Origin of the sequence: Gordonia sp. i37 (assembly GCF_002043085.1) — a bacterium.
In the GTDB taxonomy this organism is placed as follows: domain Bacteria; phylum Actinomycetota; class Actinomycetes; order Mycobacteriales; family Mycobacteriaceae; genus Gordonia; species Gordonia polyisoprenivorans.
Genome location: NZ_MVPX01000318.1, coordinates 1 through 13,207 on the forward strand (window position 1 = coordinate 1; position 13,207 = coordinate 13,207).

Sequence of the window (13,207 nt, forward strand, 5' to 3'; positions counted from 1 at the left end):
CCGCGGTGGCCCCGAGATCGCGCAGCAGATGGTGGTCGGTGGGGCGCGGACCGGTCACGGGTGACAGCTTACCGATGCCTGGGCCGGCGACCGGTGACCTGCGGGTCTGCGGGTCGCCATCGGCACGGCGATCTGCGGTGATCCGGGAATCGACGTCGGATGGAAACGACGGAGAGGGTTCTGGGACCATGGAGGGCATGCGCATCGCCAATCACGTCGTCGACCTGGTGGGCAACACGCCCCTGGTCAAACTCAATTCGGTGGTCACGCCCGGCTCCGGGCTGGTGGCGGCCAAGGTCGAATACCTCAACCCCGGGGGCAGCAGCAAGGACCGTATCGCGCTCCGCATGATCGAGGCCGCCGAGAAATCCGGTGCGCTCAAGCCGGGCGGCACCATCGTCGAGCCGACCTCGGGTAACACCGGGGTCGGTTTGGCGCTCGTCGCACAGCAGCGCGGATACCACTGCGTGTTCGTCTGCCCCGACAAGGTCGGCGAGGACAAGCGCAACGTGCTGCGCGCCTACGGCGCCGAGGTCGTCGTCTGCCCCACGGCGGTCGCACCCGAGCACCCCGACAGCTACTACAACGTCTCCGACCGGCTGGTCCGCGAGATCGACGGTGCGTGGAAGCCCAACCAGTACGCGAATCCCGCTGGGCCGCAGAGCCACTACGAGACGACCGGTCCGGAGATCTGGGCCGACACCGACGGCCGGGTCACCCACTTCGTGGCCGGCGTCGGCACCGGCGGCACCATCACCGGCACCGGGCGCTACCTCAAGGAGGTCTCCGGTGGCGCGGTAAAGGTCGTCGGTGTCGACCCCGAGGGGTCGGTGTACTCCGGCGGTACCGGACGGCCCTACCTGGTGGAGGGTGTCGGCGAGGACTTCTGGCCGGAGGCCTACGACCCGAGCGTGCCCGACGAGATCATCGCGGTCTCCGACGCCGACTCCTTCGACATGACGCGACGTCTGGCCCGTGAGGAGGGCCTGCTCGTCGGCGGATCGTGCGGGATGGCCGTGGTCGCGGCGCTGCGGGTCGCCGAGCGCGAGGGCCCCGACGCCGTCGTCGTCGTGCTGCTGCCCGACGGTGGCCGTGGCTACATGGCGAAGATCTTCAACGACGAGTGGATGAGCAGCTACGGCTTCCTGCGAACCCCTCTCGATGCGAAGGCCACCGAACCACTCGTCGGCGACGTGCTGCGCGGCAAGACCGGCGCACTGCCCGACCTGGTGCACACCCACCCGTCGGAGACCCTGCGCGACGCCATCGAGATCCTCCGTGAATACGGTGTGTCGCAGATGCCGGTCGTCGGCGCCGAACCGCCGGTGATGGCCGGCGAGGTCGCCGGTGCGGTCACCGAACGGGATCTGCTCAGCGCCGTGTTCGAGGGCCGCGCCAACCTCGCCGACCCGGTGTCGGCGCACATGGGAGAACCGTTCCCGCTCATCGGCTCCGGCGAGCCGGTGTCGGCGGCGACCAAGGCGCTCTCGGACACCGACGCGCTGATGGTGGTCGAGGACGGCAAGCCGATCGGCGTCATCACCCGCCATGATCTGCTGGCCTTCGTCAGCACCCATCCGACCATCACCGCCGGCTGACACCGGCTTCCCCCGACGTCCACCGACGAGGAGTTATCCCGTGAGTTCCCAGCAGCGTCCCCGCGGTTTCGCGACCGACGCCATCCACGCCGGCTACGAGCCCAACCCGCTCAACGGGGCGGTCAACGTCCCGATCTATGCCAGTTCGACCTTCGCCCAGGACGGCGTCGGCGGCATGCGCGACGGATTCGAATACGCCCGCACCGGCAACCCGACGCGCCGGGTGCTCGAGGCGAACATCGCCGCGATCGAACACGGCACCTACGGACGGGGTTTCGCCTCCGGGATGGCCGCCACCGACGCGTTGCTCCGTGCGTGCCTGCGCCCCGGGGATCATCTGGTCATCCCGAATGACGCCTACGGCGGCACCTTCCGGCTCATCGACAAGGTCTTCACCCAGTGGGGCATCACCTATTCGGTTGCGCCGGTCACCGACGCCGACGCCATCCGTGCGGCGATCACCCCGCAGACGAAGCTGGTGTGGGTGGAGACGCCCACCAATCCGCTGCTCAACGTCGGCGACATCGAACAGACCGCCGCGATCGCCCACGACGCCGGCGCAAAGTTGGTGGTGGACAACACCTTTGCCACACCTTACCTGCAGCAGCCGCTGTCGCTGGGGGCCGACGTCGTGCTGCACTCGACGACGAAGTACCTCGGCGGGCACTCCGACGTGGTCGGCGGCGCTCTGGTCACCGACGACGCCGAACTCGACGACGCGATCGCCTTCCTGCAGAACGGGGCCGGTGCGGTACCCGGGCCCTTCGACGCCTACCTGACCATGCGCGGCATCAAGACCCTGGCAGTGCGGATGGAAAAGCACTGCGACAACGCCGAAGCCGTCGTCGATTACCTGTCGAATCACGACCGGATCGACCGCGTGCTCTACCCGGGACTGCCGATGCACCCCGGTAACGAGGTCGCGAGCAAGCAGATGAAGCGTTTCGGCGGGATGGTCTCGGTCCTCGTGGCCGGCGGCATCGAGGACGCCCAGAAGTTCTGCGCGCGCACCGAGGTGTTCACCCTCGCCGAATCCCTGGGCGGGATCGAGTCACTCATCGAGCATCCCGGCGCGATGACCCACGCGTCGACGGCGGGCTCGCTGCTCGAGGTGCCCGCCAACCTCGTGCGGCTGTCGGTCGGCATCGAGGACGTCGACGACATCCTCGCCGACCTGGAGCAGGCACTGCAGTAGCGACGCCCATGCTGATCACCGCGTCCGAGATCGCCGACGCCGTCACCGAACTGCGCGGCGTCATGCGTCGTACCCCGATGGTCGCGTCCCGGGTGCTCAGCGAGCGCGCCGACCGCGAGGTCTGGCTCAAGTGCGAGAACCTGCAACGCACCGGATCGTTCAAACCCCGCGGGGCCTACTACCGGATCAGCCGGCTGACCCCGGCCGAACGCGAGCGCGGTGTGGTCGCGGCCAGTGCGGGCAACCACGCGCAGGGCGTGGCGTGGTCGGCGAGCAGACTGGGGATCTCCTCGCGGGTGTACATGCCGGTCGGCGCGGCCCTGCCGAAGATCGCCGCCACCCGCGCCTATGGCGCCGAGGTGGAGCTCGTCGGTGCCACCATCGACGAATCCCTGGTCGCCGCACGCGAATTCGCCGAGCGGACCGGAGCAGTACTGATCCACCCGTTCGATCATCGCGACATCGTGATCGGGCAGGCGACGGTCGGCGTGGAGATCTGTGAGCAGATGCCCGACGTCGGCACGATCGTGGTGCCGCTCGGCGGTGGCGGGCTGCTCGCCGGTATCGCGGCCGCGGTCAAACCCGTTCGCCCCGACGTGCGGATCATCGGCGTGCAGGCCGCAGAAGCGGCCGCGTGGCCACAGTCGCTGGCTGCCGGATCGCCGACGGCCGCGGCGCGGATGGCGACGATGGCCGACGGCATCGCGGTGGCGCTCCCGGGGGAGGTTCCGTTCGCCCACGTGACCGAACTCGTCGACGACGTCGTCACCGTCGACGAGGACGCGTTGGCGACCGCGCTGCTCCTGATGCTCGAGCGCGCCAAGCTCCTCGTCGAGCCGGCCGGGGCAGCCGGGGTCGCGGCGGTGGTGGAAGGCGTGTGTGGACAGTTGTCGGGGCCGGTGTGTGTGGTGGCCTCCGGCGGCAACATCGATCCGCTCGTGCTCAGCCACGTCACCACGACCGGACTGAGCGCCGCCGGACGGTTCCTCACCGTCACCGCCACCGTGCCGGACCGCCCCGGGGGTCTGATCTCGCTGCTGGAAATGCTGCGCGACCAGGGTGCCAGCGTCGTCGACGTGGTCCATTCACGTGTCGCCGAGGGACTCGCGCTCGGGCAGGTGCAGGTGACCGTCAGCGCCGAGACCCGGGGGCCCGACCACCAGGCGACGGTGCGCGAGGCGCTGGCCCAGGCGGGTTTCCTGCGCTGAACCGTTGGGGTGGCAGGGCCTTGAGGGGCTGAGCGCCCGGTCCGGGTCAGGCCTGCGGGGTCAGATGCGCGAAGTGCCGCAGGGTGTCCGATTCGATGCTCTTGAACACCGGCACCGAGGCCGGGTTGGAGAACGCATTCAGCGCCCGCGATGACGGGCCGAGTTCGAGGGCGAACGCCCACACGAGACGCGACCCGACTGCCGCCGGGGTGATCTCGGTGTACTCGCCGAACCGCCGCATCCCGGGGACATTGACCTTCGCGACGCGAAAAGCGTTGTGGTAGCTCGAGTTCTCGGCATCCTCGGTCCAGTCGAAGAACACCTCCGAGAGGGTGACATAGCCCGGGGCGAGCGACGCCTGCCGGGTGGTGCCGACTCCGTAGGGCGCCGCCGAGGTGAACTCGATCGACTTGATCGCCTTGCACCAGTCCAGTGTGTTCTGCCTGGTCAGTTCGGCCCACGCGCGCTGCGGTGACACCGGGATGTTGATGTCGATGCGATAGGAGATCGGGGCCGTGTCGAAGAAGTCGAGGTCGAACGGTTCGAGGTCATAGGTGCGCGCCATGAGTCGAGATTAGGGCATCGCCTCCCCGTGCACCGCCACGATCCGTCTGTCCGTCGGCGGAGTCCACTACGCTGGCGGGGTGGCCCATGACGGGGAGGTGATCATCGGACTGCTCGGTCCGGTGTCTGTGATCGCTGCGCCGCACCCGGATTCGGACTCCGACGCACCGCAGGCCACTCCGGTGCCCGGTCTTCGTGCCAAGCGCCTGCTGACGTCGCTGGCCTTGGCCGATGGACGGACCCGATCGGCCGAGCGACTCATCGACGACGTGTGGGGCGACGACGCGCCCCGGTCGCCGAGCTCGGCGTTGCACACCCAGATCTCCCGGTTGCGGCAGTTGCTCGGCGCCGCCCACCTGCAGGGGTCGGGCAGTGGATACCGGCTCGTCGGCTGCCGCACCGATCTCGACGTCGTCACCGAGATGATCGCCTCCACCGACGACGCGGAGTGCGCGGCGATCTGGTGGCGCGGGACCCCCGGCGATGATCTCGGTACCGACGAACCGGGCGGGCTGATCGACGAGCTGACCGCCCGCGCCCGGCAGGTCGCCGATCGCCTCGACCGTTCCCGCTACACTGCGGCCATGGCCGCCGGCGACCACGTCACGGCCCGATCGATCGCCGAAAAACGTTGCCTCGCTGATCCTCTCGACGAGTCCGCGCATCTGGATCTGATGCAGGCATTGGCCGCTGCGGGTCGGGTCGCCGACGCCATCGCGGTCTACACCGGACTCCGTCGGCGGCTCTCGGCCGAACTCGGGGTGGACCCGGGCGCCCAGATCAGTGCGCTGCACACCCAATTGCTCAGCGGCACCGACACTTCGGTCACGGAGCCGACCGAGGTGCCCCGGACCGTTCGTCGCGGTCGGGGCATCGGACTGCTCGCCGACACCACCGCGCTGATCGGTCGGGACGCCGACGTCGATGCGATTGTGTCGGCCATCGAGACCGGTCGGGTGGTGACCATCCAGGGTCCGGGTGGGGTCGGCAAGACCCGCGTGGCCAACCGCGTCGGTCATCGGCTCGTGGAGACCGGCGCCTCGGTGTTCTATGTCCCCCTGGCGCCGATCCGTGCCGACGACGACGTGGTCCCGGCGATCGCTGCGGCGCTCGGCGTCGGTGAGTCCGATCTGAGCGGTAACCGCCCGCGCATGAGCGTCGGTGACCTGCACGACCGGCTGCTCGACGCCTTGCGCGGTCGCGACGCGGTGCTCGTCCTCGACAACTGTGAACAGGTCATCGACCGGTGCGCCCAGATCGTCGCCGACCTACTCGCCGCCGACGACCACATCCGGGTCCTGGTCACCAGCCGCTCACCGCTCATGCTGCCCTCGGAGCGTATCCACCTGCTACCGACCCTCGACGCGCGCGAGGCCGGACCGGCAGTGCAACTGTTCGTCACCCGTGCCCGCGCGGTGCGCCCCGATGCGTTGTTGCCCCCGGACCGAGTCGCCGCGCTGTGCCGTCACCTCGACGGTCTGCCGCTGGCGATCGAACTGGCCGCCGCCCGAATCCGCACGATGACCGTCGAGGAGATCGCCGATCGCCTCGTCGAACGGTTCGCACTGTTGCGCGGTGCCGATCGCAGCGCGCCCGATCGGCACCGCACCCTCTATGCGGTCATCGACTGGAGCTGGGAGCTCCTCGACGAGGACGCACGAATCGCGTTGTGCCGGTTGTGCCGATTCCCCGGGGGATTCACCACCGACGCGGCCGCAACGGTGTTGGGCTACCACGGATTCCGGCTCGACGACACGCTCGCCGCACTGGTCAACCAGTCCTTGCTCGAGGTCACCGAGAGCGGTGGACGCGTGCGGTACCGAATGTTGGAGACGGTGCGCGAATTCGGCGAGGGCAAGCTCGGCGCCACCCCGGAGGAGTCGGAAGAGGTCGACCACCGGATGTGGCGGTGGGCCCGCGAATTCTGCGTCGACGCGGCCGCACGGTACGACGAGGGCATCGACGACGTGCTGCTCGGCGCGGTGGCCGCCGACGCCGAGAACCTCGTCTGGGTGATGCGCAGTTGCCTCGATCGCCTGAGTGCCGGCGAGCCGTCGTTGCACTCCGGCTCCCCGACCGACACCTTCCTGACCGTCATCCGGGTCTTCCCCGTGCTCTCCGGCCTGTGGATGGCGCGGGGATTGCATGCCGAGGTGTTGAACTGGGGGACAAAGATTCTCGCGGTGATCCCGACGCCACCGCGCACGGTCGCCGACGATGTGCGGCGAGACTGGGAGGCGTCGTTGCTCGCCGCGCTCGCCCACCAGGTGATGCGCCGTGATCTGCGTGCGCTGGCGAAGGGCCGCTATCACCTGCGCCTGCTCCACCGACCCGATCACGCCTACGACGAACCGACCGATCTGATCGCGGCATGCGCGCTCAGCCGTACTGCCCTCGAGGCCATGCGCCACATCGTCCGCGGCACACGGGCCGCCGAGGAGCGGGTGGCCACCGCGGCGATGGCCGCGCGGATGAACATCCGCGAGAACATGGGTGACCTCGAGGGTGCATTGCGAGACGGGGTGACCCTGCAGAAGCGAGCCGAGGCGAACGGCGACACGTGGATGTCGGCGATGGTCGAGGTCAGTGTCGGCAGCGTCCTGGGTCAACAGATGCTGTGGCGTGATGCGGTGCGTCACTATCGCAGGGGCATCGTCGAACTCGTACGCCTCGGCGCCTACGAGGACGAGATGCAGACCCGAACCTATCTGGTCGTGACACTGATCGCACTCGGTGAAATGGATTCTGCGGCAATAGAGCTCGACGTCGTCTCGGACGGGTGGACGCCGGATCAGCCCGATCCGCAGGGCAGCCCCGAACTCGGTGCGGCGCTGATGCTGGCCCACGCCGAATACCGATTCGCCAGGGGAGACACCGATCTCGCCGGTGATCTCTATCGTCGGGCCGGTGAGCAGGTGATGCGCGAGCATCCCCTCGGGGCGCAGGATCCGGGAGTGCTCATGATGGTGAGCGTCGCGGTGATCGGGTTGATGCGAGCGGGTCTCACAGAGCTGGCGCGCGGCTATCTGCCGATCCTGGGTGACGGCGTGGCGGCGACATTCTCCGCGCTCGGCTGGCACGATTCGCCCCAGGCCGGGGCGATGGCCCTGGCCGCGGGTTATGTCCTGAGCGCCGACCCGCAGACGCGCGGCGACGGCGCCCAACTCATGGTGCTGTCGCAGCGACTACGGGCTCGTCGGGATTACCCGGGCTTCGTCTACACCGTTGAACACATGCAAGAACTGTCGGGTCTCACCGATGAGGAGTGGGAGGCGCACACCGGTCCGGTCGCCGACCTGCCCCGACGCCAGGCGGCCGCACGGTTGCAGGCTATCCTGGCGTCGAGGCGTGCCGATGGTGCTCAGGCGTTGCGCATATAGGCGCGCACCGCGAGCGGTGCGAACACCGCGGTGATGACGGCCGCACCGATCAACGACCACACCACGTGAATGCCGATGTGTCCGTTGGCGGTCAGTTCCCGGACCGCGGTGACGAGATGGCTGATCGGATTGACGTTGACGAAGCCCTGCAACCAGCCGGGCATGGTGCTGACCGGGACGAAGGCATTGGACATGAAGGTCAGCGGGAACAGGATCAGCATCGAGATGCCCTGCACGGCTGAGGCTTTGCTCATCAAGCAGCCCATGAGTGCGAAGATCCAGGAGATCGCGAAGCTGCACACGATGACCAGCAGGGCGGCACCGATGGCGCCGAGGGCGTCGGGGCGCCAGCCCATGATGATGCCCATCACGATGGTCAGTGTGGTGGCGATCAGGTAGCGGATCATGTCGGCGAGCAGTGCGCCGGCGAGCGGACTGATCCGCGCGATGGGGAGGGCCCGGAATCGGTCGAAGACACCCTTGTCCATGTCCTCACGCAGCTGCGTGCCGGTGACGATGGAGGTGGTGATCACCGTCTGCACCATGATGCCGGGGATGATCACCGGCAGATACGAGTGGATGTTGCCGCTGATCGCGCCACCGAAGATGTAGGTGAACATCAGCGTGAAGATGATCGGCTGAAGCGTCACGTCGAACAGCTGCTCGGGGTTGTGCCGGATCTTGAGCACGCCGCGATAGGCCATGGTGAACGACTGGCGGATGGTCTCGCCAAGGCTCACAGAGGTTTTCACCTTGTCACGCACTTCGCGCGTGGTGATGGCCGACGGGGTGGACGTCCGGTTGAGTGTGGTGGTCATGACTGGGTCTCCTCGGTGGAGTCGTCGGTGGAGGTGTCGGCATCGGTCTCGGCGGGTTTGCCGGTGAGTGTCATGAACACCTCGTCGAGGCTGGGTTTCTGGACGTTGATCTCATCGACGGTGATGTTTTGCTCGCGCATGGCGATGAGGATGTCGGGGACGAGGTCGGGGCGGTGCAACGACGCCGAGACCCGGCCGGCCTCGGCCGACAGCGCGGCGGGCTCGCCGAGCATCTGCTCGACGATCTCCGCGACGCGCGGGGCGTCGGCACGGTCGGCGGGCCGCAGTTGCAGGGTGGCCGCGCCGATCGAGTTCTTGAGCCCGTCGGCGGTGTTGTCGGCGATGACGCGACCGTGGTCGATGACGGCGATGCGGTCGGCGAGCTGGTCGGCCTCGTCGAGGTACTGCGTGGTCAGCAGCACCGTTGATCCGCCGCGGACGAGATTGCGGATGGTGTCCCACATCTGGGCGCGGGTGCGGGGATCGAGGCCGGTGGTCGGCTCGTCGAGGAACAGCAGCGGCGGGGTGTCGATGAGACTGGCCGCGAGATCCAGGCGGCGACGCATGCCCCCGGAGAAGTTCTTCAGCGGCCGGTCGGCGGCGTCGGTGAGGGAGAACTCGTCGAGGAGTTCCTCGGCGCGTGACTTCGCGGCCTTGCGGGAGAAACCGAGGAGCCGGGCGAAGACGACGAGGTTCTGGGTGGCGGTGAGGTCCTCGTCGACCGAGGCGTACTGCCCGGTGACACCGACGAGCGAGCGGACCGCGACGGCGTCGGAGACGACGTCGTATCCGAAGACCGTCGCCGACCCCGCATCGGGTTTCAGGAGGGTGGCCAGCATGCTGACCGTGGTGGTCTTGCCGGCGCCGTTGGGGCCGAGGACGCCGTAGACCGAACCGGTGGGGACGGCCAGGTCCACGCCGTCGACGGCGCGGTTGTTACCGAATGTCTTGACCAGGCCGTGGGCGTCGATGGCGAGGTCGGTGGTCCGAGCCGCGCCACCCGGAGCCGGGCTGGTATGCAGTGCTGTGGTCATGGACACCACTGTGCCCGGTGTGGCTGTCGTCGCGCTTACGTCGGCTTACGCGTGGTGTCGGCGACTGACAGTGCGACTATCTCTGCAGGTCAGGCGGCTGAGGACACCGAGGTTGCCGGAAGGTCGGTGGCGTAGCGGACGACCGCACCGACAGGGCCGAGGCGGCGTTCGACCGTCACGATGGCGCCGGCGAGTTGCTCGGGGTCGTCGACATCGGCGACGAGTGCCACGGTGTGGCCGTTGTTGCCGAGCATGTAGGGCACGACGTCGGAGTAGGTGCTGCTGACGACGGCGAGCGGCATCCCCGCGTCGAACAGCGTGTCGGCGTAGGCGTGGACGGCCCGATCGTCGGTGAGGACGATCATCGGCACCTCGGGTGCGGGCTTGTGCATTCTCATCGGTCTCTCCGTTCGCGAGTTGTGGTGAACGCGATAGAACCACTGTGAACCCGCAGGTTGTCGGCGGTCTGCGACCAACCTGTGGATCGTCTGTGACCCATCGCACTGGTTGTGGACAGCTTCGCGGCGAATGCCCGAAATGCGCCTAGCCTCCTCGGCCATGGGAAAACGCAAACGCCATCGCAGAGCTCCTCACACCACGTCGCACGCGCGGCGCGCCAACCGGTCGTCGTCCCGATCGCTCCAGGCGCGGTGGTCACCCGAACGGATGGGCGTGCTCCGCGATGAGTTGGGCGACGCCTATGACCGGACCCTGCGTGACTGCGCTGCGGTGACCGAAGACTTGGAGCCACGTCTGCGAGCGTTGAACGCCCGATACCACGAGCTGGCCGGCCTGGGTTGCGAGACCGGTGACGAGGACTACGACTGGCTGCTCGGTGAAGTGCGAGCTCAGTTGTCGATGTATCGCATGGCGGACGAGGTGGCGAATCGCTGCGTCGATGCGAGCGAGGCGCTTTCGGGCCTTGCGCCGATCTGGTTACCGACGTCGGCGTTGACGGTGGCGTCGGCGGTGACCGATGTCGCCGGTCAGAGCACCTTCGGCTTGGCCGGTCTGGTTCCGAAAGGGCTGATGGTGTTCGCGAAACCCTTCGTCAAGGCCGGCGAGGTCTATGAATGCGACTGTCCGCAGACACCGGACGTCGATGTCGACGCGGTGCTGTGGTGGACGGCCGAACCCGAGGACGACGGGATGGTCGACGACGGTGTCGACGAAGGGGAGGTCGTCGAGGTCCTGGAGGTGGTGGCGTTGGCTCGTCGGCGTGGCGCACGTTCGCCGCGGCATGAGAATTGGGCGTCGTCGACCCTGATCGAGGTGACCGGTGTGCGGGTGCCGATCGGAAGCACTTTCGATGTACCCGATGGGGCGCGGCCGTTGATCGAAATGTTGTGTCGAGTCGGAAAGGCGTTGCAGAACAACACCGTCGGTCTCGTCGAGATCGATGGGGGATGGATGGTGCAGGTGGCTGCGAAGGCCGCATGACGGGCCCGGGCCCATGCGTCGTCCGGTCGAATGACAGATTCGTCGGGATTGTCGGACCCTCTATGTTGAGTGAGTCGGGAGGCGGTACCGACCGGTTACCGCACCGAGTCAAAGGAGATCGACGTGACCACTCCCCAGGATCCGAATGCCCAGAATGCCGGGCCCCAGTATGGAGCGCCCCAGTACGGTGCAGCCCAGTACGGGTCGCCCCAATACGGTGCACCCCAGTACGGCCAGACCGGTTATGGGGTTCCGCCGCAACCGATTCCGGCGCCTCCCAAGAAGAAGCGCAAGTGGCCGTGGATTCTCGGCGCCATCGTGGTGCTGATCATCATCATCGCTGTGGCGACCAGCGGCGGCTCCGACGACTCGTCTCCGAGCGGGTCGCAGAACGGATCCGCGCAGAATGCGCCCGCGAACGGCGGCGGGGAGCAGGCGGCCGGGCTCAATACCCCGGTTCGGGACGGCAAGTTCGAGTTCGTGGTGACCGGTGTCGAGAAGGGGCTCGCCAGCGTCGGCGACAACCCGTATCTCACCGAGCAGGCGCAAGGGCAGTTCGTGGTAGTCACGATGACCGTCAAGAACATCTCCGACAAGGCCTACGGATTCAGCCCGTCGGATCAGAAGCTGCTCGACGCGCAGGGGCGCGAATTCGAGCCGAGTACGAGTGCGCAGATTGCTCTAGGCGGCTCCGATATCCCGGTGTGGGACAACATCAATCCTGGCAACACCGTGACCGCCAAGGTGGTCTTCGACATGCCCAAGGACGCGGTGCCCACCGCCATCGAGCTGCACGACTCGATGTTCTCCGGCGGCGCGAAGGTCACCCTCGGCTGACCTGAGGAAGCCATGACGTACCGGTGTCCGCACCGCCCGCAGTGGGGGTGCGGACACCGGAGGGTGTCGTCACGAGGGAGCTTGCCGCGAATGTGAACCGATGAGTTCATCGTTTTTCGTGCCTGTGGAATTCCGGAGCGGCCTTCGCGCCGAACGGTCTTACGCTGCAACGCATGGGACGACGACACCACACCAACCCGAAGCCTGCGACGCCTGCCCCGCGCCGACGCAAGCGTCTCGAGGACCAGCTCGCGCAGGCGAAAGCGACTGATGGTCAGGAGATCTCGCCGTGGGGCCCGGGTTGGGCGCCGACGGTGTACTCCGGTCTCGTGCAGGCCTACCGGACTCTCCTGACCGAATGGCCGTACCACCTCGCACACATCGAGAAGCGCCTCGAACACTATGATCGGGTGCTCGACGCGATGAAGGCCAACGGCCGGCAGGACACCGACGCGTTTCGCGAACTCGACGCCCGATCGTCCGAACACGCCGACATGTATGTGACCGTGTATCGCAGCTTGCTCACCACCGAGGCCGTCAGCGAGGCGGTGGCCGGGGTCGGCCCGGTCTGGGTGCCCGATACCGTGATGACGGAACCTGGTAAGCCCGGAATCGACATGCGCGACACCCGAATCCTCGCTTCACTCGGGCCGAGTGGGTTGTTGCTGTTCGAGCGGGCGCCGGCGCGCATGCACGAGGACCTCGGGCCGGGTACCCCGGTCATGCCGGAGGTGACTGTCGATGGGTTGCTCTGGCATCCCAAGGCGATCGGTGCGTGGGCCGCGCACGCCGACGACATGGCGCCGATGGTGGTACTGCGCCCACTGACCCGGAGTACTGCGGGGCATGGGATGGAAATCGTCGATCCTCACCGAGGCGACAGTGATCGATGTTCTGCTCCAGCAGCATCATTCGGTCGCCGCAAACCTGTCACCGGTCGTCGAACTCGCCATCACACTCGCACATGCCATGCACGACGGCGCGGTGCTAACCGACGTCGGCGCGTCTGGGTCGGGCCTGACCATGGTGCGCGCCGCCTGAGTTGCAAGAGAAGTAGCGCTGACGCCTAAGCCTCGATCCACCGATCGGCTTTTTGATGTCTCGTGAAATGTGTTGTGTATGTTCGGGGTGGC

12 protein-coding genes are annotated in these 13,207 nt (G+C 67.5%); 7 read left to right on the forward strand and 5 right to left on the reverse strand.

The features are described from left to right. Nucleotides 1-205, reverse strand: a 205-nt coding sequence (locus B1964_RS30725; protein WP_216354251.1) for a hypothetical protein, incomplete at its 3' end; no start/stop codon positions are given. On the opposite strand from B1964_RS30725, the gene B1964_RS15540 reads away from it, so the two are divergent. From B1964_RS15540 to ilvA, 3 genes are read left to right on the forward strand one after another with little or no spacing between them, the layout of a single operon-like run. Next, entirely contained in the window at nucleotides 198-1,598 is a 1,401-nt protein-coding gene (locus tag B1964_RS15540) for a cystathionine beta-synthase (protein WP_079930412.1), read from the forward strand. The genes B1964_RS30725 and B1964_RS15540 overlap by 8 nt on opposite strands. 40 nt (nucleotides 1,599-1,638) lie before the next feature. Next, nucleotides 1,639-2,793, forward strand: a complete 1,155-nt coding sequence (locus tag B1964_RS15545) for a cystathionine gamma-synthase (protein ID WP_006372317.1) — start codon at nucleotides 1,639-1,641, stop codon at nucleotides 2,791-2,793. Between the two features lie 8 nt (nucleotides 2,794-2,801). Beyond that, the gene (gene ilvA, locus B1964_RS15550) at nucleotides 2,802-4,001 is read left to right on the forward strand and encodes a threonine ammonia-lyase (RefSeq protein ID WP_079930408.1); all 1,200 of its coding nucleotides are present in this window, start codon (nucleotides 2,802-2,804) and stop codon (nucleotides 3,999-4,001) included. A gap of 46 nt (nucleotides 4,002-4,047) precedes the next feature. Here the strand turns inward: ilvA and B1964_RS15555 are convergent, their stop codons facing one another. Beyond that, nucleotides 4,048-4,566, reverse strand: coding sequence for an SRPBCC family protein (locus tag B1964_RS15555; RefSeq protein ID WP_006372315.1), 519 nt, complete (start codon nucleotides 4,564-4,566; stop codon nucleotides 4,048-4,050). A 79-nt stretch (nucleotides 4,567-4,645) separates the two neighbouring features. On the opposite strand from B1964_RS15555, the gene B1964_RS15560 reads away from it, so the two are divergent. Continuing rightward, entirely contained in the window at nucleotides 4,646-7,945 is a 3,300-nt protein-coding gene (locus B1964_RS15560) for a BTAD domain-containing putative transcriptional regulator (RefSeq protein ID WP_079930409.1), read from the forward strand. On the opposite strand, the gene B1964_RS15565 is transcribed toward B1964_RS15560, so the two are convergent. The 3 genes from B1964_RS15565 to B1964_RS15575 form a co-directional block, all read right to left on the reverse strand. Continuing rightward, a complete protein-coding gene (locus B1964_RS15565; protein WP_006372312.1) occupies nucleotides 7,927-8,763 on the reverse strand; it encodes an ABC transporter permease in 837 nt (278 codons plus the stop codon). The genes B1964_RS15560 and B1964_RS15565 overlap by 19 nt on opposite strands. Further along, complete coding sequence (locus B1964_RS15570; RefSeq protein ID WP_079930413.1) at nucleotides 8,760-9,797, reverse strand: ATP-binding cassette domain-containing protein; 1,038 nt, start codon at nucleotides 9,795-9,797, stop codon at nucleotides 8,760-8,762. Before B1964_RS15570 ends, B1964_RS15565 begins: the two co-directional genes overlap by 4 nt. 89 nt (nucleotides 9,798-9,886) lie before the next feature. Further along, the gene (locus tag B1964_RS15575; protein WP_006372310.1) at nucleotides 9,887-10,189 is read right to left on the reverse strand and encodes a hypothetical protein; all 303 of its coding nucleotides are present in this window, start codon (nucleotides 10,187-10,189) and stop codon (nucleotides 9,887-9,889) included. 274 nt (nucleotides 10,190-10,463) lie between these two features. Between B1964_RS15575 and B1964_RS15580 the strand changes: the two genes are divergently transcribed. From B1964_RS15580 to B1964_RS15590, 3 genes are all read left to right on the forward strand, one after another. Beyond that, nucleotides 10,464-11,237 carry a hypothetical protein gene (locus tag B1964_RS15580; RefSeq protein ID WP_079930410.1) on the forward strand — a complete coding sequence of 258 codons (774 nt, stop codon included), beginning with the start codon at nucleotides 10,464-10,466 and terminating at the stop codon, nucleotides 11,235-11,237. Nucleotides 11,238-11,360: 123 nt separating this feature from the next. Then, entirely contained in the window at nucleotides 11,361-12,074 is a 714-nt protein-coding gene (locus B1964_RS15585) for a DUF4352 domain-containing protein (RefSeq protein ID WP_253194016.1), read from the forward strand. Nucleotides 12,075-12,247: 173 nt separating this feature from the next. Next, the gene (locus B1964_RS15590; RefSeq protein ID WP_253194017.1) at nucleotides 12,248-13,144 is read left to right on the forward strand and encodes a hypothetical protein; all 897 of its coding nucleotides are present in this window, start codon (nucleotides 12,248-12,250) and stop codon (nucleotides 13,142-13,144) included. Nucleotides 13,145-13,207: the final 63 nt, after the last annotated feature.